This window comes from Crossiella sp. CA198, from assembly GCF_052078295.1.
In the GTDB taxonomy this organism is placed as follows: domain Bacteria; phylum Actinomycetota; class Actinomycetes; order Mycobacteriales; family Pseudonocardiaceae; genus Crossiella.
This window is the reverse complement of sequence record NZ_JBQJIM010000015.1, coordinates 18,344-42,277: the sequence shown is the minus strand read 5'-3', so window position 1 is coordinate 42,277 and position 23,934 is coordinate 18,344. Positions and strand designations below refer to the sequence as shown.

The 23,934-nt window shown below is 71.8% G+C and carries 19 protein-coding genes; 3 read left to right on the top strand and 16 right to left on the bottom strand.

Annotated elements, in window-relative coordinates; translation table 11 throughout:
* Positions 1 to 42: 42 nt before the first annotated feature.
* The 12 genes from ACTOWY_RS24860 to ACTOWY_RS24805 all read right to left on the bottom strand — a co-directional run bounded on the left by ACTOWY_RS24860 (position 43) and on the right by ACTOWY_RS24805 (position 13,739).
* Positions 43 to 747, bottom strand: a complete 705-nt coding sequence (locus tag ACTOWY_RS24860; protein ID WP_441312077.1) for a calcium-binding protein — start codon at positions 745 to 747, stop codon at positions 43 to 45.
* A 164-nt stretch (positions 748 to 911) separates the two neighbouring features.
* Positions 912 to 1,685: an enoyl-CoA hydratase gene (locus tag ACTOWY_RS24855; protein ID WP_441312076.1), complete on the bottom strand. Its 774-nt coding sequence runs from the start codon at positions 1,683 to 1,685 to the stop codon at positions 912 to 914.
* Positions 1,682 to 2,581: a 3-hydroxyisobutyrate dehydrogenase gene (gene mmsB / locus ACTOWY_RS24850; RefSeq protein WP_441312075.1), complete on the bottom strand. Its 900-nt coding sequence runs from the start codon at positions 2,579 to 2,581 to the stop codon at positions 1,682 to 1,684. The genes ACTOWY_RS24855 and mmsB overlap by 4 nt, the downstream gene beginning before the upstream one ends.
* Positions 2,578 to 3,615 carry an enoyl-CoA hydratase/isomerase family protein gene (locus ACTOWY_RS24845; RefSeq protein WP_441312074.1) on the bottom strand — a complete coding sequence of 346 codons (1,038 nt, stop codon included), beginning with the start codon at positions 3,613 to 3,615 and terminating at the stop codon, positions 2,578 to 2,580. The genes mmsB and ACTOWY_RS24845 overlap by 4 nt, the downstream gene beginning before the upstream one ends.
* On the bottom strand, positions 3,612 to 4,781 hold the full coding sequence (locus ACTOWY_RS24840; RefSeq protein ID WP_441312073.1) for an isobutyryl-CoA dehydrogenase: 1,170 nt from the start codon (positions 4,779 to 4,781) through the stop codon (positions 3,612 to 3,614). Before ACTOWY_RS24840 ends, ACTOWY_RS24845 begins: the two co-directional genes overlap by 4 nt.
* A gap of 4 nt (positions 4,782 to 4,785) precedes the next feature.
* The gene (locus ACTOWY_RS24835; protein WP_441312072.1) at positions 4,786 to 6,285 is read right to left on the bottom strand and encodes a CoA-acylating methylmalonate-semialdehyde dehydrogenase; all 1,500 of its coding nucleotides are present in this window, start codon (positions 6,283 to 6,285) and stop codon (positions 4,786 to 4,788) included.
* A 266-nt stretch (positions 6,286 to 6,551) separates the two neighbouring features.
* Positions 6,552 to 8,957 (bottom strand): hypothetical protein, encoded by a 2,406-nt coding sequence (locus tag ACTOWY_RS24830; RefSeq protein WP_441312071.1) that lies wholly within the window; start codon positions 8,955 to 8,957, stop codon positions 6,552 to 6,554.
* On the bottom strand, positions 8,954 to 10,192 hold the full coding sequence (locus tag ACTOWY_RS24825) for a hypothetical protein (protein ID WP_441312070.1): 1,239 nt from the start codon (positions 10,190 to 10,192) through the stop codon (positions 8,954 to 8,956). Before ACTOWY_RS24825 ends, ACTOWY_RS24830 begins: the two co-directional genes overlap by 4 nt.
* A gap of 79 nt (positions 10,193 to 10,271) precedes the next feature.
* On the bottom strand, positions 10,272 to 11,531 hold the full coding sequence (locus tag ACTOWY_RS24820) for a glycosyltransferase (RefSeq protein WP_441312069.1): 1,260 nt from the start codon (positions 11,529 to 11,531) through the stop codon (positions 10,272 to 10,274).
* Entirely contained in the window at positions 11,528 to 11,728 is a 201-nt protein-coding gene (locus tag ACTOWY_RS24815) for a ferredoxin (RefSeq protein ID WP_441312068.1), read from the bottom strand. The genes ACTOWY_RS24820 and ACTOWY_RS24815 overlap by 4 nt, the downstream gene beginning before the upstream one ends.
* The gene (locus ACTOWY_RS24810; protein ID WP_441312067.1) at positions 11,728 to 12,936 is read right to left on the bottom strand and encodes a cytochrome P450; all 1,209 of its coding nucleotides are present in this window, start codon (positions 12,934 to 12,936) and stop codon (positions 11,728 to 11,730) included. The genes ACTOWY_RS24815 and ACTOWY_RS24810 overlap by 1 nt, the downstream gene beginning before the upstream one ends.
* A 77-nt stretch (positions 12,937 to 13,013) precedes the next feature.
* Entirely contained in the window at positions 13,014 to 13,739 is a 726-nt protein-coding gene (locus ACTOWY_RS24805; protein WP_441312066.1) for an SDR family NAD(P)-dependent oxidoreductase, read from the bottom strand.
* 76 nt (positions 13,740 to 13,815) lie between these two features.
* Here ACTOWY_RS24805 and ACTOWY_RS24800 point away from each other — a divergent pair, with 76 nt between their 5' ends.
* Positions 13,816 to 14,340, top strand: a complete 525-nt coding sequence (locus ACTOWY_RS24800; protein ID WP_441312065.1) for a MarR family winged helix-turn-helix transcriptional regulator — start codon at positions 13,816 to 13,818, stop codon at positions 14,338 to 14,340.
* A 1-nt stretch (position 14,341) separates the two neighbouring features.
* Here the strand turns inward: ACTOWY_RS24800 and ACTOWY_RS24795 are convergent, their stop codons facing one another.
* Positions 14,342 to 15,565 (bottom strand): MFS transporter, encoded by a 1,224-nt coding sequence (locus ACTOWY_RS24795; protein WP_441312064.1) that lies wholly within the window; start codon positions 15,563 to 15,565, stop codon positions 14,342 to 14,344.
* A 72-nt stretch (positions 15,566 to 15,637) separates the two neighbouring features.
* Here ACTOWY_RS24795 and ACTOWY_RS24790 point away from each other — a divergent pair, with 72 nt between their 5' ends.
* Entirely contained in the window at positions 15,638 to 16,624 is a 987-nt protein-coding gene (locus tag ACTOWY_RS24790) for a DUF5937 family protein (protein WP_441312063.1), read from the top strand.
* On the opposite strand, the gene ACTOWY_RS24785 is transcribed toward ACTOWY_RS24790, so the two are convergent.
* From ACTOWY_RS24785 to ispG, 3 genes are read right to left on the bottom strand one after another with little or no spacing between them, the layout of a single operon-like run.
* Entirely contained in the window at positions 16,610 to 17,575 is a 966-nt protein-coding gene (locus ACTOWY_RS24785; protein ID WP_441312062.1) for a hypothetical protein, read from the bottom strand. The genes ACTOWY_RS24790 and ACTOWY_RS24785 overlap by 15 nt on opposite strands.
* A 32-nt stretch (positions 17,576 to 17,607) precedes the next feature.
* Positions 17,608 to 18,651, bottom strand: a complete 1,044-nt coding sequence (locus ACTOWY_RS24780; protein ID WP_441312061.1) for a terpene synthase family protein — start codon at positions 18,649 to 18,651, stop codon at positions 17,608 to 17,610.
* Positions 18,648 to 19,754, bottom strand: a complete 1,107-nt coding sequence (gene ispG, locus ACTOWY_RS24775; protein WP_441312268.1) for a flavodoxin-dependent (E)-4-hydroxy-3-methylbut-2-enyl-diphosphate synthase — start codon at positions 19,752 to 19,754, stop codon at positions 18,648 to 18,650. The genes ACTOWY_RS24780 and ispG overlap by 4 nt, the downstream gene beginning before the upstream one ends.
* A 466-nt stretch (positions 19,755 to 20,220) precedes the next feature.
* Between ispG and ACTOWY_RS24770 the strand changes: the two genes are divergently transcribed.
* Positions 20,221 to 23,916, top strand: a complete 3,696-nt coding sequence (locus ACTOWY_RS24770; RefSeq protein ID WP_441312060.1) for a S8 family peptidase — start codon at positions 20,221 to 20,223, stop codon at positions 23,914 to 23,916.
* The last annotated feature ends 18 nt before the right edge of the window (positions 23,917 to 23,934 follow it).

Below are 23,934 nucleotides of genomic sequence, written 5' to 3'. Positions count from 1 at the left end.
GGGACCTGGTGGCTGCCGGCGCGCACCTGCCATGCCCTCGGACTAGATCAGGATCTCGCAGTTCTGCCGGACCTCGATCCGCCGGTCGCAGCGGTCCGCGCCGCCCGCGCCGCCGTTGCCGACGTCATAACCGCTGGGGTCGATCAGGGTGTCGTTGCCCGCGCCGCCGGCCAGCTGGTCGTTGCCCGCGCCGCCGTTGATCGTGTCCGCGCCCGCGCCACCGCTGATGATGTCCTCGCCCAGGCCGCCATTCAGCTCGTCCGCGCCCAGGCCGCCGGTGATCTGGTCCGCGCCTGCCTCACCGTCGACCCGGTCGGCCCCGGCGCCACCGGTGAGGATGTCGTTGCCCAGGCCACCGAAGATCGTGTCCGCGCCGGGACCGCCGTTGAGCTGGTCGTTTCCGGTCTCGCCGCGCAGCAGGTCGGCGCCTGCCTCGCCGTCGGCGGTGTCGTTGCCCGCGCCGCCGATGAAGGTGTCGTCGCCCGCGCCCAGGCAGACCACGTCGTCCCCGCCGAGGCCGAAGACCACGTCGTCGCCGCCCAGGGTGACCACCACGTCCACGCCGGGCGTGCCGACGAAGACGTCATTGGCGTTGGTGCCCACGAAGGTGGCGCTGCGACCGGCACAGGTCTCCTGGGCTGGGGCGGCGTAGGCGGCCACCGTCGGCACCAGCAGCGCGGCACTGGCCAGCGCGGCCACCGACATCGACCTCAGCAGCATTCTTCCCTTGTCCCGCAACGTACTCACGATCCTTCCGCATCGGGGCCCCGGTCGACCGGCTGTCCACAGTGGAGGGACAACCGGCCGGCCGGGGATACGGAAGGGACGCTACGGCGGCAAAACTTGGACTCGAAGGCCCCGAGGGGTGATACCGGCGGCACCCCGGGAAAGGGCGAATCCCGCCGCCTGGCTCAGTTGTGCAGGAACTTCGGGTCGCGCTTGTCGATGAAGGCGGCCATGCCTTCCTTCTGGTCCGCGGTGGCGAAGGTGGCGTGGAAGAGCCTGCGCTCGAACCGGACGCCCTCGGCCAGGGTGGTCTCGTAAGCGCGGTTCACCGCCTCCTTGGCCATGATCGCGATCGGCGCGGACATGCCGGCGATGATGGTCGCGGTGGCCAGCGCGTTGTCCAGCAGGTCCGCCGCCGGGACGATCCGGGACACCAGTCCGGCCCGCTCGGCCTCCTCGGCGCCCATCATCCGGCCGGTCAGGCACAGCTCCATCGCCTTGGCCTTGCCGATGGCCCTGGTCAGCCGCTGCGAGCCGCCGATGCCGGGGATCACGCCGAGCTTGATCTCGGGCTGGCCGAACTTGGCGTTGTCCGCGGCCAGCAGCACATCGCAGATCATGGCCAGCTCGCAGCCGCCGCCCAGCGCGTACCCGGCGACCGCGGCGATCAGCGGCTTGCGCACCTGGGCGAGCTGGTCCCATTCGGCGAACCAGTCGTCCAGGTAGACCTGCGGGTAGCCGTTGGGCCGCATCTCCTTGATGTCCGCCCCGGCCGCGAACGCCTTGGCCGAGCCGGTGATCACGATCGCGCCGATGTCCGGGTCGCGGTCGAGTTCGCGGGCCACCGTGGTGACCTCGCGCATCAGCTCCAGGTTCAGCGCGTTGAGCGCCTTGGGGCGGTTGAGGGTGATCAGGCCGACCCGGTCATGCCGTTCGACGAGGATGGTCTGGTGGCTCACGCCTGTTCTCCCTTGGCCGAACGGTCACGGATGGCGTTGATGATGCCGGAGAAGTCGGTGCCCGCGCCGCCGTCCGCGGCGTAGGCGCGGAACAGTTCGGCGGTGTGCTTGCCCAGCGCGGTGTCCGCGCCGGTCTCGGCCGCCGCCGCCTCGGCCAGGCCGAGGTCCTTGAGCATCAGCGCGGTGGCGAAGCCGGGCTGGTAGTCCCGGTTGGCCGGGCTGCCGGGGACCGGGCCGGGCACCGGGCAGTTGGTGGTCAGCGCCCAGCACTGGCCGGAGGCGGTGGAGGCCACGTCGAAGAGGGCCTGGTGGGACAGGCCGAGCTTCTCGCCGAGCACGAACGCCTCGCCGACGGCGACCATGGAGATGCCCAGGATGAGGTTGTTGCAGATCTTGGCGGCCTGGCCCGCGCCGGAGTCGCCGCAGTGCACCGAGCGGCGGCCCATCACGGCCAGCAGGCCCTCGGCGCGGGCGAAGTTGTCGGTGGAGCCGCCTACCATGAAGGTCAGGGTGGCGGCCTGGGCGCCGACGACGCCTCCGGAGACCGGGGCGTCGATCGCGGCGTGCCCCGCGCTGACGGCTGCCTCGGCGGCCTGCCGGGCGGCGGCCACGTCAATGGTGGAGCAGTCCAGGAACAGGGTGCCGGGCTTGGCCTCGACCAGGACCTCGCGGTAGCAGTCGAGCACGTGCCCGCCGCTGGGCAGCATGGTGATGACCACCTCGGCCTCGCGCACGGCCTGCACCGCGCTGCCCGCCGGGGCGACGCCGGCCGCTTCGGCGGCGTCCACCGCGGCGGCGACCGGGTCGTAGCCGTGCACGGTGTGCCCGGCCTTGACCAGGTTGGCGGCCATCGGGCCACCCATGTTGCCCAGGCCGAGGAATCCGATGACGGTCATGCCGTACCTCCGAACACGGGCTGCTGCCCAGGCTGGGCGAGGAAGTAGCTCTCCACCGTGGCGTCGTCGACCTCGGCCAGGGTGGCCGGGCGCCAGGTCGGGTTGCGGTCCTTGTCGATCACCGCGGCGCGGATGCCCTCGCCGAGGTCCGGTGCGGTGAGGAACCGGCTGACCAGGCGGTGTTCCAGGTTGAGGCAGTCCTCCAGGGTGGCCAGCCCGCGGGCGGTGCGCAGCGCGCGCAGGGTCACCTTGACCGCGGTGGGCGCCTTGGCCTGGATCTCCTTGGCCGCGGCCTCGGCGGCCGGGTGCCCGCTGCCGAGCAGGTTGTCCAGGATCTGCTCGACGCTGTCCGCGGCGTAGCAGGAGTCGATCCACTCCCGGTCGGCGGCGAACTGGCCCGCCGGGGGGACTTCGGCGCGCGCGGCGATCTGCACCAGCAGCTCGTCGGCGGGCAGCTCGGCCAGTTCGGCCAGTGCGGCGCTGGGCAGGTACTGGTCGGCCAGGCCGAGCAGGACCGCGTCCGCGGCGCCGACCCGGCCGCCGGTCAGGCCCAGGTGCGTGCCCAGTTCACCGGGCGCGCGGGAGAGCAGGTAGGTGCCGCCGACGTCGGGGATGAAGCCGATGGAGACCTCGGGCATGCCGATCGCGGAGCGTTCGGTGACCACCCGGACCGAGCCGTGCGCGGACACGCCGACCCCGCCGCCCATCACCAGGCCGTCCATGAACACCACGTACGGCTTGGGGTAGTTCGCGATCAGCGCGTTGATCAGGTATTCCTCGCGCCAGAACTCGATCGGTCCGTCGGTGCCGTCCTGGATGGCCTGGTAGATGCTGCGGATGTCGCCGCCCGCGCACAGGCCGCGTTCGCCCGCGCCGTCGAGCAGCACCGCGTGCACCGCCGGGTCCTGGGCCCAGCCGGTGAGCGCGGCGCCCATCTCACGCAGCATGTCGTCGCTGAGCGCGTTGATCGCCCGCGGGCGGTTGAGGGTGATCCGGCCGACGCCACCGCTGACCCGGATGAGGATGTCGCTCATTTGTCACCGCCCATCAGCCCACGGGAGACGATGACCCGCATGATCTCGTTGGTCCCTTCGAGGATCTGGTGCACCCGCAGGTCACGCACGATCTTCTCCACTCCGTACTCGGCGAGGTATCCGTACCCACCGTGCAGTTGCAGCGCCTGGTTCGCCACTTCGAAACCGGTGTCGGTGGCGAACCGCTTGGCCATCGCGCACAGCCGGGTGGCCTCCGGGTGCCGGGCGTCCAGCGCCGAGGCCGCCCGCCACAGCAGCAGCCGGGCCGCCTCCAGTTCGGTGCCCATGTCGGCCACGGTGAACCGCAGCGCCTGCTGCTTGCTCAGCGGCCCGCCGAACGCGGTGCGCTGGCCCAGGTGCGTGATCGCCTTGTCCAGCGCGGCCTGCGCGCCGCCGAGGGAGCAGGCGGCGATGTTGATCCGGCCGCCGTCCAGGCCGGACATGGCGATGCGGAAGCCGTTGCCCTCGCCGCCGATCAGGTTGGCCGCGGGCACCCGCGCACCGTCCAGGATCACCTGCCGGGTGGGCTGGGCGTTCCAGCCCATCTTCTGCTCGTTCGGACCGAACTCCAGGCCGGGCGTGTCCCTTGGCACCGCGAACGCGGACACCCCGCTCGCGCCCGGACCGCCGGTGCGGGCCATGACCAGGTAGAAGTCCGAGGACCCCGCGCCGGAGATGAACTGCTTGACCCCGGTGAGCACGTACTCCTCGCCGTCCCGGACCGCGCTGGTGCGCAGCGCGGCGGCGTCCGAGCCCGCGTCGGGTTCGGTGAGGCAGTAGCTGGCCAGCAGGTCCATCGAGACCAGGCCGGGCAGCCAGCGCGCGCGCTGGGCGTCGTCGCCGAAGCGGTCGACCATGCCCGCGACCATGTTGTGGATGGACAGGTACCCGGCGATGGACGGGCAGCCGGTGGCCAGGGACTCGAACACGAGCACCGCGTCCAGGCGGCTGAGCCCGGACCCGCCGTGCTCCTCGCCGACGTAGATGCCGCCCATGCCCAGCTGCGCGGCCTTGCGCAGCACGTCGACCGGGAAGTGCTTGCGCTGGTCCCAGTCCACCGCGTGCGGGGCGAGGTGTTCGGCGGCGAAGTCGGCTGCCATCTCCCGGATGGCGCGCTGGTCCTCGTTGAGCCCGAACACGTCCGGCCGGATCTCGGAGATGGTCATCGGCTCAGTCCATGGTCGGGATGACGAAGGACGCGCCTTCCTTGACCCCGGAGGGCCAGCGCGAGGTGACCGTCTTGGTCCTGGTGTAGAACTTGAACGAGTCGGGTCCGTGCTGGTTGAGGTCGCCGAAGCCGGAGCGCTTCCAGCCGCCGAAGGTGTGGTAGGCCACCGGCACCGGGATCGGCACGTTGACGCCGACCATGCCGGCGCGCACCCGGCGGGAGAAGTCGCGGGCGGTGTCGCCGTCCCTGGTGAAGATCGCCACGCCGTTGCCGTACTCGTGCTCCGACGGCAGTCGCAGCGCCTGCTCGTAGTCCTCGGCGCGCACGATGACCAGCACCGGGCCGAAGATCTCCTCCCGGTAGATGCTCATCTCCGGGGTGACGTGGTCGAACAGGCAGGCACCGAGGAAGTAGCCGTCCTCGTGGCCCTCCAGGGTGAAGTCGCGGCCATCGGCCAGCAGGGTCGCGCCGTCGGCCACGCCCGCGTCGACGTAGCCGCGGACCTTCTCCAGCAGTCCGGCGCTGGAGAGCGGGCCGAACTCGGCCTGCGCGTCGAAGGAGTGGCCGATGCGCAGTTCCTTGACCCGCTCGGCCAGCTTCTCGGCGAGGGCGTCCGCGGTGGCCTGGCCGACCGGGACGGCGACCGAGATCGCCATGCAGCGCTGCCCCGCGGAGCCGAAACCGGCGCCGATCAGGGCGTCCACCACGCCGTCCAGGTCCGCGTCCGGCATGATGATCATGTGGTTCTTGGCGCCGCCGAAGCACTGGGCGCGCTTGCCGTTGGCGGTGGCGGTGGAATAGACGTAGTGCGCGATGTCGGAGGAGCCGACGAAGCCGACCGCCTCGATCCGCGGGTCGGTGAGGATGGTGTCCACCGCGGTCTTGTCCCCGTTGACCACGTTGAGCACGCCCGGCGGCAGACCGGCTTCCAGGAACAGCTCGGCGATCTTCAGCGGCACCGAGGGGTCCCGCTCGGAGGGCTTGAGGATGAAGGAGTTGCCGCAGGCGATCGCGGGGGCGATCTTCCACAGCGGGATCATCGCGGGGAAGTTGAACGGGGTGATCCCGGCGACCACGCCCAGGGGCTGGCGCAGCGAGTGCACGTCGATGCCACCGCCGGCGCCGTCGGTGAACTCGCCCTTGAGCAGGTGCGGGGCGCCCGCGGCGAACTCGACCACTTCGAGCCCGCGCTGGATGTCGCCCTTGGCGTCGGCGATGGTCTTGCCGTGCTCACTGGAGAGCAGCTTGGCCAGCACGTCGAGGTCGCGCTGAGCCAGGTCCAGGAAGCGCAGCAGCACCCTGGCCCGCCGCTGCGGGTTCCAGGCGGCCCATTCCACCTGGGCGGCGGCCGCGTCGGCGATGGCCGCCCTGGTCTCCTCGACCGAGGCGAGCGGCACTCTGGCCTGCACCCGCCCGGTGTTGGGGTCGTAGACGTCGCCGAAGTTCCCCGAGGTCCCGGGAACCGGCTTGCCGCCGACGAAATGGGTCAGTTCGTGGACCATGGACGCACCCCGCTGTGCTCGGCGAACCCGCCGCGCAAGGGATTGCCTCGCGGGCCGGTGAGTGATCAGTGCCACCCACGGCCGAACATATAGTAGGACGTCCGACTATGTCGATGCAGAGTGACGGAAGTCCAAGTGTTCCCCCAGTGCGGACAGGCCGCCGGGCCGCTCGACCCGGACCACCGCGGGCGGTCCGGCGGCGGCGATCAGGCCGGGCAGGACACTCGCGGGGCCGGGCATCGGCGCCCAGGGGCCGGTCGGTGGCGTCAGCGGCCCACCAGGTCCCGGCTGATCAGCGAGGGCAGGTCGACCCCGCACCGCTCGGCCAGTTCGCGCACCGGGTCCGGCAGCGGCAGCAGCTTGCGGATGTCCTTGGTCGACGGGACGCCCTCACTGCCGCCGATCAGGCTGTGCGGGGTGCTCAGCCCGGACAGCTGGTAGCTGCGCCAGGTCGGCGGCTTGCCCTCGGTGAAGGCCAGCGAGCGCCCGCTCCACAGCAGCAGTGCCATGGTGCGGCGGTTGCTCACCACCACCGCGGTGCCGCCCTGTTTGCTGACCGCGGCGAAGTCGGTGATCATCCGGGCTGCCTCGCGCAGCGGTCGCCGGCATTCGCCGGTCACCACCCACGCGCCGTCCAGCCGGTCGATCTCGAACCCTCGCTCGCGCAAATCCTCCTGTACGGCCGCACTCGGTTCGTCCACCGAGTTCTCGGCCAGTTCCAACACCTGCTCGACCTCGGTCACCGTGGTCGTTCTCCCTTCGAACCGCCGAAAGTCCGGCAACAGCGGTTCCACCAACTCGGGCCTGCCGAACGCGGCCCATTCATAACAGCGCTCCCACGCGTGGCGCGCGGTCCGATCGGCGGCTGAGCCGCCCTGCAGATCGGCGTCCTGCAACAACAGGGCGAGGCAGGCGGCGAGCAGGGTGCTCAGCCGCGCCTGTGCCTGGTCGGGCAGTGCCTTCTGCTCGGTCTCGGTGGGGCACAGGGCCTGTGCCAGCTCGCCGAGCCCGGTTCGCCAGTCGTCGTCGTGGCCCCACACGCCAGCGGCGATGAGGTCCAGGTAGAGGCAGGTGATCAGCATCCGCACCGGCAGCGGCGAGTCCGCGGTGATCGCGGCCAGCCAGCGGCGGGTGTGCGCGCGGACCTTGTCCCGGTCCTGCTCCGGGATCAGCAGTCCGCCGCCGTGGCCCTGCTCGGCCAGCTCGCCGACGGACCAGGCGCCCGGGCGCGGACCGGGCAGCACGGACACCGCGCCGGGCAGCACCCGCTCGGCCAGCGGGGCGCCCAAAACCGAATGGGTGAACCCGGCGAAGGCGGCCCAATCCGGCCGGAACGGCAGTTGATCAGCGGTAAACTTGCCGAGGGTGTCGGTGAACCGGGTCAGGCGGGCCGGGTCGGCGAGCAGCTCCGCCGCGGGCCGGTCGGAGAGGCCCCACTGAGCCAAACCTTGGGTGCTGACCTGTTCGGCGCGGGACGCGCACGCGGTCAGATCGGTGACGTGCACGCTGCCGGAGGCGACCCGGCGCTCGTCCACCAGGGCGCTCACCCGGAGCGCGACTCCAGGTTCCTCGGCGGGGATCCGGGCGCGCACGGGACCGTCGACGTACAGCTCGGCCGCGGGCACGCGATGGGCGGCGAGCCAGCCGTTGTCGGTCAGGGTTTCCACGATGACGCCGTGGGTGCCGCGCGGCACCAGGAACTCCACCACCGTAGTGTCGTCCTCGCGAAATGCGCCGAGCAGGCGGGGTCCCCTAGCGGGCCGGGATGTGTCCTGGGCCACAACGGTTTTGGGCGGCAGTGGATCTCCATTGCCTTCGGGCGCAACGGTTGTCGCGCCGTCCGGCGCAACGGTTGTCGCGTCCTCGGGCAGCACGGGTTCCGCGCGCGGGTGCAGACCGGCCAGCACGCAGTCCCCGCCGTCGGCGACCGAGCGCAGCAGCCCGGACTCGGTGAGGTGGCCGCCGGCCAGCGCGGTCCAGCGGCCGTTGGTGGCCTGCCACTCGATCAGCGTCGCGCCCGCGGGCGCGGTGCGGACCTCGCGTGGCTGGAGGTGCTCGGTGAGCGCGCGCACCGCGGCCGGGTCGGCGGCGGGTGCGGTGAGGCCGAGGGCGCGGGTCGGTCCGGCGGGCAGCTGGGCGAGCAGCGGCTGGGCGAGGTTGCCGAGGAAGCGCAGTCCGGCCTCGCGGGTGTGCGCTGGCACCATGGCGATGGCGATCTCGTCCAGGGTGTCGGCCAGCCAGGACGGCAGGGTCAGCGCCTGCCCGAGGTCGGCCAGCCAGGTGCCGAGATCGGCGAGGGCCGCGGGCCCGTCGTCCAGGCTGCCGCGCACGGCCAGCCACAGGCCGCCGCCCTGCCAGCCGGGCAGGGTCGGATCGCCGGAGCCGACCGCCACCCACACCCGGTCCTCGCCCAGCAGCACGGCGAGGCGGGGCAGGAACGCGCCCGAGCCCAGGGCAAACCCGTGCTGGTAGGCCCGCCCGGCGAACCGGACATCGGCCGGCGCGTGCTGGGCCGCCCCATGCCCGGTGAGCACGGTGACCCTGGCGCCCAGTTCGCGGGCCCGGGGCAGGCAGTGCCGTTCGAGGAAGTCCAGGTCGACGGCGTGGCCGGTGATCAGCAGCTCGCGCAACGGGCCGGTCCACTCGGCGAGCAGGGACAGCGGCGTGCTCACGGGGAGACCTCCAGCAGTCGCGCGCCGAGCGGGGTGACACCGAGGCCGTCGTCCTCGGTGCGGGAGAAGAGGTGGTGACTGAGGGCGAGGTCGCCGAGGGTGTTGAGGCGGAGTGGGAGCGGGGTGGGGTCGGCGGGGAGGAGGCGGCCGCGGTAGGCGCCGAGCGCGACGGGGTGCGGGTCGGCGGGCGAGGCGGGCGGGAGCGGGCTGCCGTCGACGGGCGAGTGGCCGGGTTGGGCTGCGCTGAGCGCGGTGGCCGGGGATGCGCCGGTGGCGGCGGGCGAGGCAGGGCTGGTCCAGGCGGCAGCGTGACCGGGCGAGGCTGGGCTGGCTCCGGCGGGTGTGTGGCTGGGTAGGGCTGGGGCGTTCCCGGCCGCGTTGCCTGGCGGGGTCGGGTAGCCGGGTGGAGCGAGGTGGCCCGGCGGGATGGGGAGGCCGGTAGCGAGGGCTGGGCCGGGTTGGTTGTGGCGGACCGTGATCCGGTGGGCCTGGGCCAGCATGTCCTCGACCAGTTGGCGGCCCAGGGCTCGCAGGCTTTGCTGTGCTTCCGCCCGGTGGGCCACGAATCCCGGGTCCAGATACACCCCGGTCTCGCCCAGGAACGCGGTTTTGGCCTTGCCGCGCAACGTTTCCGCGCGCTGTGCCCCGATCAGCAGGATCGCCAGGGCGCCGGGGATGGTGTCCCGGCGGGACAGGGTGAGTTCGGCGGGGGCGGGGTGGCCGTGCGGGTCCGTGTGCGGGGGCAGGTCGGCGGTGAAGGCGGCGACCGTGACGTCGGGCAGGGCGTCGGTGGTGAGTTGGGGTGGATCCGGATGATCAGCCAGGGCGGTCCACCAGCGGCTCCAGGCATCGGCGCTGTGGCGTCTTAGCAGGATGCCTCGCCAGGTCTGGGCTACTTCCAGGCTGCGGAGTACCGGGTCCTCGGTGAGGTGGGCGTCGTAGGCGACTGCTTGTTCGGCCGCTTCCTGCCAGTCCTCGGCCTCGGGGAGTAGCTGGGCCGCGCGGGCGAGCATCCGCAGGCTCGCCCGGCGCGGCCGGTCCTCGGCCGGCCAGGTATGTCGGCCGGTGAGGGTGAGCCACTCGGGGCCGGCTCCGGACGGTGGGGAGATTCCGGGCGTGAGGCGGTCGAGGGCGGCCAGGATGGGGGCTTCGACGTTGAGGGGGTAGTGGGGGTAGCCGGGTTTGCCAAGTGGTTGGGTCCAGGTCGGACCGGACACCGCAGTGGCGTTGGGCACGCGCACCCCCTCGTCGATCTTCGGTTACCACCGTGTCACATCAGGACCCGGTTTCCCACCGCGATCGGCCCGAGTGTGATCAGGCTCTGGCTCCCAGGCGGGTCACCGCCTCGATCACCCGGGCCGAGCCGTCCTCCTGGGCCACCCGGTCGGCGAGGGACTGAGCGCGGCGGCGGTAGCCGGGGCCGCGGGCGGCGTCCTTGATCAGCGCGGCCAGCTGGCGGGCGTTGATCTTCTTCATCGGGATCGAGCCGGGGCTGACGCCCAGCTCGGCCAGGCGGGCGGCCCACATCGGCTGGTCGCCCAGGACCGGGACCACCACCGCGGGCACGCCCGCGCGCACGCCCGCGCCGGTGGTGCCAGCGCCGCCGTGGTGCACGACCGCGGCCATCCGCGGGAACAGCCACTCGTGCGGCACGTCGCCGATGGAGAGCACGTGCTCGCCGGTGGCGGACAGCTCGTTCCAGCCGGCCTGGATCACCCCGCGCACCCCGGCCAGCCGCATCGCCTCGACCGCGATCGCCGACAGTTCCTCGGCCTTGCCCACGGCCATGCTGCCGAAGGACAGGAACACCGGTGGCTCCCCCGCGGCCAGGAACTCGGCCAACTCGGCCGGTGGCCGGTAGTCCGGGGCCTGCCACGGCCACCAGTAGCCGACCACCTCGGCCGCGGCAGGCCAGTCCGCCGGGCGGGGCAGCACCCGTGGGCTCCAGCCGTGCAGCACCGGCCAGCGGCCACGGCGCACGTCTGTGTACAGCTCGCCGACGTTGCGCACCCCCAGGCCGCGCAGGTACTGCTTGTACCCGGGCAGCAGCGGGCTGCTCGCCAGGGCGATTCCGCGCATCAGCGCGTGCCCGGCCAGGTTGCCGCGGTGGCCCAGGGTGCGTCCGGCCAGGGACACCGGTGGGAAGTCGCCGGAGGGCACGATGCCGCTGGGGAACAGTTCCAGGCCCATGCTCGGCACGCCGGCGGCCTTGGCCGCCCAGTAGGCGTAGCCGAAGGCGGTGCGGTGGGTCAGCACCAGTTCCGCGCCCTCGATCGCCTGCTGGGTGCCCTGGCCGAGGTCGCTGATCATCTTGCCGGCGAAGCGGATCTGCGCGGGCAGTCCGCGCAGTCCGATGCCGTTGCGCTGGAAGTCCTGGCCGGTCTTGGTGGCGAAGTCCTCCCGGATGTTGCCGGGCATCGCCCGGAAACCGAGTCCGGCCGCCCGGATCATCGGCTCGTACAACCGTTGCGCGGCCAGCGAAACCTCGTGCCCGGCGGCCTGCAACCGGCTGCCGAGGCCGAGGTAGGGCGCGGTGTCCCCGCGCGAGCCCGCCGTGACTATCGCGATCCTCACGCCTTGTCCTCCGCCTTGATCGCCCCCGCCGGGCACAGCTGCGCCGCCTCCCGCACCGCGGCGAACTCACTCGCCGACGGTCGCGGGGTCAGCAGCAGCACCGTCCCGGCCTCCTCGTCCTGGTCGAAGACCGCGGGCGCGGTGAGGGCGCACATGCCCGCGCCGCAACAGCGACCGGTGTCGACCTCGACCCGCATCAGGACTCCCAGGTCACCGGGAGGCTGTGCACGCCGTAAATGCCCATCCTGGTGCGCATCGGGACCTCCTCGGCAGGCACCGCCAGCCGCAGCGTGGGGAACCGCTCGAACAGCCTGCGGTACCCGATCCGCATCTCCACCCTGGCCAGCTGCTGGCCGAGGCACTGGTGCACGCCGTGCCCGAAGGCCAGGTGCCCGCTGGCGTGCCGGTGCAGATCCAGCTCGTCCGGGTGCTCGAACTTCTCCGGATCCCGGTTGGCGGTCGGCGTGTGCAGCACTACGCACTCACCTTCGCGCACCTGGACCCCGCCGATCTCGACATCCGTCAGCGCGGCGCGTTGCAGCCCGAAATGGGTGATGGTCAGGTAGCGCAGCAGCTCCTCGACCGCGGGTTCCACCAGTTCCGGTTCGGCGGTGAACGCCTTGAGCTGCGCCGGATTCCGCAGCAGCGCGAACGCGCCGAGGGCCAGCATGTTCGCGGTGGTCTCGTGGCCGGCGGTGAGCAGCAGCAGGGCGAAGGAGACCAGCTCCTCCTGATCCAGCTGGCCGCCGGTGACCAGCCCGCTGAGCAGATCGTCGGCCGGTTCGGCCCGCTTGCGGGTGATCAGCTCGCTGAGGTAGCCCATGATCTCGCCGAAGGCGGCCATGACCTCCTCGTCACCGGTCTCCAGGTTCATCATCAGCTTGGTGCGCTCGTGGAAGACCGCGCGTTCGGCATAGGGCACGCCGAGCAGTTCGCAGATCACCAGGGACGGGATGGCCAGGGCGTAGTCGTGCACCAGTTCGGCGGGCGGGCCCTTGCGCGCCATGGCATCCAGGTGTTCCTCGGCGATCTGCTCGATCCGCGGGATCAGCTGGTTCATCCGGCGCACGGTGAACTGGCCGGTGAGCAGCTTGCGGTAGTGGCTGTGCTCGGGCGCGTCCATTTGGATGAACATGCCGCGCGGCACCGGTGGCAGCGCCTTGCCCTTGAACCGCTCCACGTCGATGGGCACGTGCCGCAGGTCGCCGCGGGAGCTGAACCGGGGGTCGGTGAGCACCTCGCGGGCCAGCGCGTGGTTGGTGACCACCCAGCCCAGGTGGCCGTCGGCGAATCGCATCCGGGCTATCGGTTCGGACGCCCTGAGCTGCCCCAGCTGTTCCGGCGGGTCGAAGGGGCAGCCGCTGGGCCGGGTGGTGGGCAACGCGTTCGGCAACGAGATCGTCATGCCGCCAAGCTACAGAGTTTTCACAAAGTCGTGAAGTTAATGTTCCGTATAAATCGACTCGGGCGGGTGGACCTTGGTCAGCGGGTGGTGTGCGCGCCGCCGTTGACGTTCAGCGTCTGCCCGGTGATGTGCCGGGCGCCCGCGGAGGCCAGGAAATAGGTGGTCTCGGCGATGTCGGCGGGCACGTCGGCCCGGCCGTTGTGGGTGGCCTCGATCAGCTGGACCTTGCGCTCCTCGCTGAGCTGACCGCGGAAGAACTCGGTCTCGGCGTGGTAGCCGGGTGAGATCAGGTTGGCGGTCAGCCCCTTGGGGCCCACCGTCGCGGACAGTCCGGCGGTCCAGGCGGCCAGGGCCGCTTTCGCCGCGCCATAAGAGGTGGACGCGTACTCGGCGGCAATCGAACCGACGTTGACGATCGCGCCGCCGGGACGCAGCTTGCCGAGCACGGCCTCGGTGGTGAGCACGGCGCTGAGCAGGTTGGCCTCCAGGTTCGCCAGCCAGGCCGCGCGCACCTGCTCCAGCCGGGTTCCGGGCCGCTCCGACTGGTCGAGGTCGGTGTTGCCACCGGCCATGTTGACCAGCACGTCGAGGTCCGGCCCCAGCTCGCCCGCCAGCCGCGCCACCTGCGCTGGATCCGTTGCGTCGCAAGTGATTGCCTTGGCGCCCAGCTCGGCGGCGACCCTGGCCAGGCGGTGCGCGTTGCGGCCGGTGATGAACACGAGGTCATCGGCGGCCCGGAACCGGGCGGCCACCGCCTTGCCCAGTCCGCTGCCGCCACCGGTGACCAGCACGATTCGACTCATCACTACTCCCCGATCTGCTATGTTTAGCTCTAAACGTAGCAAGAGGGGTGGGCGCTTGTCCAAGGATCGCGATGCCGTGGGTTATCCCCTGGATTCGACCTCCGCGTGGCCCGCTGCCGATATCGCCGCGTCCTGGCAACGGGAACTGCCCGGCGTGCGCACCGAGTCGATCGAGATCATCACGCCGGTGTGGCGGATCGCGAAGGTCCTCGCGGACGACCGGCGGCGCACCCTGGCCAGGCTCGGCGTCGATCCGTCCACATTGGACCTGCTGAGCGTGATCCGGCGGTCCGGCCCGCCTTATGAACTCACCACCCGCGAGATCACCCGGCGGACGCTGATCACCGCGGGCGCGGTGTCCCAGCGGATCGCCCGCGCCGAGCAGGCCGGACTGGTGGCGCGGGCGCCGTCCTCGGCTTCGCGGCGCGCGGTCGCGGTGAGTCTCACCGAGGCCGGGCACCGGCTGATCGAAACCACGGTGCGCCAGCTACTCGAGCACGAGGCCGAGCTGATCGCCGCGTTCTCCGCCGAGGAACGCGCCACCCTGACCGGTTTCCTGGCCAGACTGGAGGAAACCCTGGTCCCGCCGGAACCGGAGTGACTCAGCCGACGGCCACCGCGGTGCGCCGCCGGATGGCCGGGCCGATGGCGAGCGCGCCCGCCGCGCCGAGCAGGCCGAGCACGAGGCAGCCGAACCAGGCCGCGGCGGGTCCGCCGTGCTGGTAGACCCAGGTGCCCAGCAGTGGTCCGGTGAACGCGGCGGCGCTGAAGCCGAAGCCGATCGCGGCCTGGTAGCGGCCACGCGCGGCGGGCGGCGCGAGGTCGGCGGCGAGCGAGCCGAGCAGGCCGGCCATCGCGATCTCGCCGAGGGTCCACACGATCACGGTCAGCACGTACTCCAGCGCCGTGTCGGCCAGTCCGGTCAGCGCCATGCCCGCGCCGAGCACGGCCCAGGCCAGCGCGAGCACCCGCATCCGGTCGAACCTGGCCACCCAGGCGGCGGCCAGGGGTTGCAGGATGACGATGAGCACGCCGTTGACCGCGATGATGGTGCCGTAACCGGCCGCGCCGAGCCCGGAGTCCTTGACCGCCAGGGGAATGATGACCTCGGCCTGGGTGTACACGGTGGCGTGCATCAGCACCAGCAGCACCACGCCGAGCAGCAGCCGGTCCCGGAACAACTCCCGCAGCCCGAACTTCGGACCGTCCACAGTGGACTTGACCACGCGTTCGGCCGAGCGCGGGATGCCGAGCCAGACGATGACCGCGAAGGCGGTGCAGCCGGTGGCGTTGAGCGCGAACAGCAGCCAGTAGCCGGAGTCGGCGAGGTGCCCGGCCATCACACTGGCCACCGAGAAGCCCAGGTTGATGGCCCAGAACTGGAGGCCGTAGGCCTTGGTGAGCAGCGGGCGCTCGACCACATCGGCGATCAGCGCGGCGGCGGCCGGGCGGAAGATGTCGGCCACCACGCCGTGCAGGAAGGCCGCGGCGACCAGCATCGGCAGTCCCTGCGCGGCACCGAGGAAGGTGAGGCAGGCTGCGCTGGCGAGCAGGCCGAGCACCAGGGTGAACCGCCTGCCGACCCGATCGGTGAGCACCCCGCCGACCGGCTGGCTGATCAGCGCGCCCACGCCCTTGGCCGCCAGCACCAGGCCGACCTGTTCCAGGGGAATGCCGATCGCGGTGAGGTAGAGGACCAGGAAGCCGGAGACCACGCCGCCGATCCGGTTGACCAGGCTGCCGTAGAACAGGATCCAGAACGGGCGCGGCAGGCCGGCGAACGGGCCGGTGCGCGCCGGGCGGGGCAGGGTGGTCTCGGTGGTCACGGGCTGAGCCTGGACCCCTTACCCGGCCAGCCCGGAATGATTTAGACTCAGCTAAAAGGTGGGGGTGGCGGTATGCCTGAGCTGGCGTTGGAGTTCTCGGTCGACGATCTGGCGCGGACCCGGTTCGCGTTCTCGCCGCTGTGGGAGACCGTGGTCAGCGTGCGGGTGCTCAAGACCCCCGGCGAGCACGCGCTGCACTTCCCGTGGCTGCGGGAAACCCGGAACCGGCTGGCCGCCGCCGGCCTGGACATCAGTCCGCTGGCCGACCTGATCCCTGGTCCGCACAGCGGTTTCCCGGACTTCCTGACCCCGCCGCCGGACACCGCGGTGCCGGATTTCGACGCCGAACTGGCGCTGATGGCGCGGGCCAGTCCGGCGCAGATCCGCAAGGACCTGGACTTCTTCCAGTACCCGCCGACCGCGAGCTTCGCCCGCGAGCTGTACGCCGACCCTGGTCGGCTGGGCGAGCTGGTGACGGTGCTGCGGGCCTACTGGGAACTGGCCATCGAGCCGTACTGGCCGCGGCTGCGGGACCTCCTGGAGGCCGAGGTGCACTTCCGCGCCAAGCGGCTCACCCAGGGCGGGCACCAGTTGCTGTTCGAGGATCTGCACCCACATGTGCGCTGGGCCAACGGGATCCTGCGGGTGGACCGGCGCTGCTGCGTGCTGAGCCGCAAACTCACCGGCGACGGCCTGCTCATGGTGCCCTCGGTGTTCACCTGGCCGGACGCGCTGACCATGGTCGAGGGCAACTGGCAGCCGACCCTGTTCTACCCGCCGCGCGGCATCGCCACCCTGTGGGACCACCGCGAGGGCAAATGCCCGCCGGAGGCACTGGCCGGGGTGCTCGGCCGGTCCAGGGCGACCCTGCTGTTGGCCCTGGGCGATCCGTTGTCCACCACCGATCTGGCCCGCCGCACCGGACTGACCGCGGGCGGGGTGTCCCAGCACCTGGGTGCGCTGAGCGCGGCCGGGCTGGTCACCGGGCACCGCCTGGGCAGGCAGGTCAAGTACACCCGGACCAGGGTGGGCGAGCTGCTGGTCTCAGCGCCCCGTTAGCCGGGGCACGATCGCGGCCAGCACCTCCTCCGGCACCGGCCCGGCCAGGTGCACCTGCTGCGCGGAATCGTCCCGCAGCCCGATCCACACCTGCTCGGCCCCGTCCCGCGCCACCGGCCGCCCGGCCACACTGCCCTGGTAGCCGCGATCCCGGCTGGCCTGGGTCAGGGTCGCCACCACCCGCGTGGTGCGGGTCGACAGCGTGCACACCCCGCGGGGCTCGGCCACCGGCACACCGCCGAGGGCCTCCCGCAGGATCAGGCACAACTGTTCCGCCGCAACGGGATAGGGTTGATCGGCCACCCCGAGTCCCGGCACCGGCGGGCGGGGGGTGAGCGGGGTGATCTCGCCCTTGTCGTTGAGCGGCGGCAACTCCGGTCCCGCTCCCCCGGCCCGCCGCAACATGGCCTCGGCCAGGGTTTTGGCGATCTGGCCGGTCTGCCCCTGCTCGTCGGTGGCGGTGACCTCGCGCAGCCGCACGGTGACGCTCAGCGTGGGCCGCAGTCCGGGGTAGCGCTTGGCGACCTCCTCGGTCACCAGTTCGACGTCGAGATCGCTGGCCGCCTGCTGCCGGTCCACCCTGGCCCGCCGCCCCGCGACCGTGTCCGAGCCGGTGACCAGGTCGTTGGACAGCCGCGCGGTCAGCTCGAACCGGGCGGAGACCACGTGGCACCGGTCGGTCAGGAACACCTCGGCGCGCACCTCGCCCTGCAGCGCGGTGGTCCAGTCCTCGGGGGCCGGGGCGGTGCAGAGGACGTGGCCCGCGGTGAGTTCGGGCAGGTAACCGAGCAGCTGACCGGCGGGCATCGGGACCTGGCGGACCGCGGTGCCCTGCTGGGTGGGCCAGTCGGTGGGCAGGGCAGGCGACGGGGTGGGCGGTGGGGGCTCGCTGCCGCACGCCTGCAGGCCGAGCACGATGGCGATCAGGATCCCGCTCCAGCGACCTCGCATCTGCACAGCATGGCAGCGCGCGACGGGGGCGGTCATTCGCGGAGTTCGTCCCACCACCAGGACACGGTGGAATACGGCAGCGGATCGGGCCTCGGATCCAGGGGTTGTTCGGACCAGCCCGGGGTGCCCAGGCCCTGGTAGCGCGGGACGCGCAGCGCCCAGTCGATGTTGCCGCGGATGCCGTGCCCCAGACAGTCCACATAGGACCGCAGTGGCGCCGAGCCGCCCCGCCGGACCCGGTGGGACAGCCGGAGGAACAGGCTCATCAGGCGGTCGCGCAGGCACACCGCGGCGTGCACGGCCTGTTCAAGGGACCGTGGCGACTCGTGCAGCAGCACGGTCACCACGTTCTGTTCGGTGTGGCCCAGCAGGCGTTCCTTGCGGTAGGAGTGCAGGTCGTTGTCCAGTGCGGCGACCAGGCTGGCGCAGTCGGTCAGCGCGCGCACCCGCGGTGAGTCCATCTCGGCCGAGGGGACCTCCGCGCCGAGGGCGATCTCCAGCATGGCCATGGTGGGCGCGCCGCCGCAGGTGCCCAGGCGTAGCCGCAGGTACTCGTCCAGGCCGGGCAGGTGGTTGCCCGCGCGGTTGGCCACCTGCCAGGCGACGCCGAGCAGCCAGCGGCGGTGCGCCTCGGTGAAGCGGCGGACCTGGGTGGGGGTGGCGCAGCCGCGGAAGCGGGCGCCGATGTCGTGCAGGGCCAGCGCGTAGGGGTCGTCCAGGCCGGTGCCGCCGGGGGTTTCCAGGGCGTGCTGGACCCGGGTGGCCTCGGGCAGGAACCGGACCGGGCTGCCGGCCAGCGCGCCGGTGTCGCAGCGGGTGTCGTCGAAGGCGAAACCCCAGTAGACCCACAGGGTCGCGGCGAGCACGTTGTGCGTGACGCCCTGGGGCACGAAACGGCAGAAGAACTCGGCGCTGCGGGTGCCGAGCAGACGTGTGCGCGACACCCCAGGCAACGCCACCCGGTCCAGCCAGGCCACGGCGCGCGCTTCGATGTCGGCGACCGCTGGGTGCAGAGCGGGCTCGATCGGGCAGTAGAACGGCAGCAGCTCGAGGCCCTGCTCCACCGGTTGGGTCACTCCCGCTCGACCTCCATCCGCTCGGCCAGCGCCATGGCCTCCTCGATCAGGGTTTCCGCGATCAGGTGCTCCGGCACGGTCTTGATCACCTTGCCGCGGACGAAGATCTGGCCTTTGCCGTTGCCGGAGGCGACGCCGAGGTCCGCCTCGCGCGCCTCGCCCGGCCCGTTAACCACACAGCCCATCACCGCCACCCGCAGCGGCACCGACATGCCCTCCAGTGCCGCGGTGACCTCTTCGGCGAGCTGGTACACATCCACCTGGGCCCGCCCGCAGGACGGACACGAGACGATCTCCAGTCCGCGTTCGCGCAGCCCGAGGGATTCCAGGATCCCGATGCCCACCTTCACCTCCTCCACCGGCGGCGCGGACAGCGAGACCCGGATCGTGTCGCCGATCCCCTCGCCGAGCAGCGCGCCGAAGGCGGCGGCGGATTTGATGGTGCCCTGGAAGGCCGGTCCGGCCTCGGTGACGCCCAGGTGCAGCGGGTAGTCGCACTGCGCGGCCAGCTGGCGATAGGCGTTGACCATCACCACCGGGTCGTGGTGCTTGACCGAGAGCTTGAGGTCGGTGAACCCGTGTTCCTCGAACAGCGAGCACTCCCACAGCGCCGAGGCGACCAGTGCCTCCGGGGTGGCCTTGCCGTACTTGCGCAGCAGCCGCTGGTCCAGTGAACCGGCGTTCACCCCGATCCGGATCGGCACGCCCGCGTCCCCCGCTGCCTTGGCGATCGCGCCGACCTGGTCGTCGAACTGGCGGATGTTGCCGGGGTTGACCCGCACCGCGGCGCAGCCCGCGTCGATGGCGGCGAAGACGTACCTGGGCTGGAAGTGGATGTCGGCGATCACCGGCAGCGAGGACTTGCGGGCGATCTCCGGCAGCGCGTCCGCGTCGTCCTGGCTGGGCACCGCCACCCGCACCAGCTGGCAGCCAGCCGCGGTCAGCTCGGCGATCTGCTGGAGGGTGGCGTTGACGTCGGCGGTCGGCGTGGTGGTCATGGACTGCACGCTGATCGGCGCGTCGCCGCCCACCCCCACCGAGCCCACCCGCAACGCCCGGCTGGGCCGGCGACTGGCGAGCGGGACCGGCGGCAGCACCGGCATTCCGAGGGACACAGCGGACACAATTCCTCCTTCACCGCCGTACCGCGGAAAGCACGACGACAGGACCTACTGGGTGGGGGAAGAGGGGTCGATCGAATGACACTCAACGTCGGATGGCAGGGAGCCTAAGTCACGAAGTCGGCAGGTCAGCGCGTTGTCCAGCGCGTTCACACGAATTCGTGATGGCTCACTCGTTTGTCGCAGACTGGGCCGTTCGGGGTGGTCATTACCCGCCGGAAACCCGCGAATGGCCGCTGTACAGCACTGGATCAGCCCGTCTGACGGACCACCGGTCAGGCCGCCCACCCGGCTGGATGACAAGCTGGCGTTGGAATTGCTGAACCCTTAGTCACCCTCCGCGAAATATCGGGGAAGAATCAGGGTCCGAACCGACTTTCGACTGCTCTTTCTTCGAGCTTTTGTCAATGCGACACCGCACACTTGATGAATCTGGAACATAGGCAGCATGCGACATCCCGGGAAGAGAACCGTGCCTGCCGCCGCGCTCGCGGCCGCCCTGCTGGCACTGGGCGCCCCCGCCCTGGCCGACCCCGCCGCCACCCCGCCCGGCCCGCCGCCGGCCGGGGCGAGCACCGGCGGGGCCGAGCCACGGCAGCTCACCCTGGTCACCGGCGACCAGGTGCACGTCAACGCCCAAGGTGCGCCGGTGCGCTTTGAGGCCGGGCCCGGACGGGCCGGGATGACCTTCCGGCGCTGGACCGAGCACGGGCAGTGGCAGGTCCGGCCTGCCGACGCCGACCCGCTGATCGCCGCAGGCCGGGTGGACCCGCGACTGTTCAACATCAGCCTGCTGCTGGACTCCGGCTATGAGGACGCCAAGCGCCCGGACGTGCCGCTGCTGGTGGCCGGGGACGGCGCTCGCTCGGCGCCGCAGGCGCTGACCGGCACCACCCGGACCCGGGAGCTGCCCGCGCTGGGGCTGGCGGCGGTGTCCGCGCCCAAGAACACCGCGGGCAACACCTGGAACGCGGTCAAGGAGGCGGCCAGGGGCCGGGCGGCGGGCAAGGTGTGGCTCAACGCCACCCTGAAGTACTCGCTGCACCAGAGCGTGCCGCTGATCGGCGCGCCCGCGGCCTGGCAGGCCGGGCACACCGCCAAGGACGTGCCGGTCGCGGTGCTGGACAGCGGCATCGACGTGGACCACCCGGACTTCGCCGGGGTGCTGCAGCAGGCCAAGGACTTCTCCAACTCCCCGCACGGCATCAAGGACACCATCGGCCACGGCACCCACGTGTCCTCCATCGTCGCGGGCAGCGGCGCGGCCGGTGGCGGCAAGCAGGTCGGCGTGGCCAAGGACGCCAAGCTGTTCTTCGGCAAGGTCGGCGACTTCGGCCCGACCGAGGACGCGGCGCTGGCCGGCATGACCTGGGCCGCGGTGGAGCACAAGGCCAAGGCCGTGAACATGAGCTTCGGCCTCACCCAGCACCAGCCGGACCCGGTGAGCGAGGCCATCGAACGCCTCTCCGCCGCGCACGGCACGCTGTTCGTGATCGCCGCGGGCAACAGCGGCGAGCAGGAGCCGGTGGGCCACCCGGCAACCACCGACGCCGCCCTCGCGGTGGCCAGCTCCACCAAGGACGGCAAGCTCAGCGACTTCTCCTCACGCGGTCCGCGCACCGGTGACTACGGGCTCAAGCCGGAGATCGCCGCGCCGGGCAGCGATATCGTGGCGGCCAAGGCGGATTCGGCCGGTGGCGAGCGGTATGTGGCCAACTCGGGCACCTCGATGGCCGCCCCGCACGTGACCGGCGCGGCCGCGGTGCTGGCCGGGGCGCACCCGGACTGGAGCGCGGCCCGGCTCAAGGCCGCGCTGATGAGCACGGCCAAGCCACTGGCCGGGGTCTCGGTGCACGGCCAGGGCGCCGGGGTGGTTGATCTGGACCGCGCCACCAAGCAGCAGGTGACCGCCGAGCAGGGCGGGTTCTCCCTCGGCTACTTCCGGTGGCCGCACCAGGGTCAGCAACCCGCGCGCAAGGATGTGGTGTACCGCAACGACGGCGACACCCCGGTCACTCTTGACCTCGCACTGTCCATTGCGGACAAGCAGGGCGGCACGCCGGAAGCAGGCCAGTTCGGGCTGAGCAGCCAGCAGATCACCGTGCCCGCCAAGGGATCCGAGAAAGTCGGCATCACCGTGGACCCTGGCAAACGGGTCGGCCTGTACGGCGGCTGGCTCACCGCGAAGTCCGGGGACATCGAGGTGCGCACCGCGGTCAGCTCCTATGTGGAGGAGGAGCGCTACGACCTCACCGTCAAGGTCACCGGCCGGGACGGCACACCGGCAGGCACGACCGGCGAGGTCACCGTGAGCGGGCTGGACAACGACCTCCGGCAGACCCTGGAACTGGGCGCCGACGGCACCGGCACCGTGCGCGCGGCCAAGGGCGACTATCTGGTCACCAGCACGATCAAGGAACACGGCCCGCGTGGCACGTACGATCCCGACCCGATCTCGCTGACCCAGCAGGTCGCGCCCCGGCTGCGCCTGGACAAGGACAGCACCGTGCAAGCCGACGCGCGCACCGCGAAACGGGTCGAGATCGACCTGGACGATCCGAGCCTGCGGGTCGCCGGGATCGAACTGACCGCCTTGCACGGCAAGGGATCGGCCAAGGATCCGTGCTGCACCCCGGCTGACGCCCCGGCCTACACCGACACCGACGCGCCGGTCTACCTCGGCTCGCTCGGCGGCTCGGCCGAGCACTTCCGGCACCTCACCCACGTCACCGCGGTCCGGCCCGAGATCAGCGCGGACATCGTTGCCCCGCAACGGCATCCGCTCGACCTCTGGCGCAACCGGGCCTCGCCGCAGCTGCTCGGCGAACACCGGCTGCCGGTGCTCGACGCCAAGGCCGGCACGCCGGAAGACCTGGCGGGCAAGGACCTCAAGGACAAACTGGTCCTGCTGACCCCGCCCAAGGACGAACCGGCCAACGACAAGGTGGCCGCGATCGGCGCCGTGGGCGCGAAGGCCGTGCTGCTGGTGGAGCCCACCCGGCTGAAGCGGGGCAAGCTGCCGGTCGCGGTGCTCAGCGCCACCGAACACCGCCTGGGCCAGCTGCGCGAACTGCTCGGCAAGGGCGCGGTCACGGTGCGGCTCAACGGGATCGCGAGCAGTCCGGTCAGTTATGACCTGGCGTTCACCAGCTCCGGCAAGATGACCGAGGGCGGCAAGCTGCGCGCGCACCGGCACGACCTGGCCAGGATCGAGTCGACCTACCGCAAGGACGGCCACCACACCACGGTCCGTCCCGCCTGGCGACCGGGCCTGGACGGGCGCACCGCGGTGGCCGTGCCGGAGAGCTACCCGTTCCGCCTCGGCGCGCCGCCGGTGCCCATCGGCGCCACCCGCACCGAGTACGTCACCCCCGGCTGGTGGCACAAGTACAGCCAGTTGGGCGACGGTTTCGGCGCCGAGCCCAGCGGCGGGGACACCCGGCAGTACGAGGTGGCGGCGACCCGGTTCGGCAGGCACGGCACGCATCGCCGCGAGTACAACGCGGGCCCGTTCGCCGCCCGCCCCGGCCACGGAGTGGGCGGACTGGTCCGCGGCGGCGACCAGTTCGGCTTCAACCAGAACCTGTTCCTGCCCCAGCCCGCGGCACCGGGCGCGCCCGCGCAGTACGGGTCGGTGGCGTATCCGGCGAGCACCGGCGAGACCACATTGTCCAGTGGTGGCAAGGTGATCGGCCGGTCCGAGGAATCGGGCAGCGGCTACTGGCAGGTCCCGGCCGGACCGGCCACCTACGAGATCGGCACCAAGGGAACCTACGGCGGGCGGACGGTGCAGGCGGGCTGGACCTTCCGCTCCGACACCACCGCCCAGCCCACCCAGGTGCGGCTGCTGCACGTGACCCCGCAGCTCGCGCTGGACGCCGAGGGCAGCTCCCCGGCCGGGAAACCGCTGCCGGTCACGGTCACCGCGCACCACGGCGAGGGCACCGTCCAGGCCACCCTGGAGGTCAGCCTGGACGGGACCAACTGGCAACAGGTGGTGCTGCGTAAGGCAGGCGCGGACTTCACCGGCACGGTGCCCGCACTGGGCAAGGCCGGGGACGCGGTGTGGCTGAGGCTGGCGGCCGAGGACGGCTCGGGCGCCAAGGCACACCAGACCCTGCACCGGGCCTACACCCTGCGCTGAACTGGCGGGCCGCCCCTG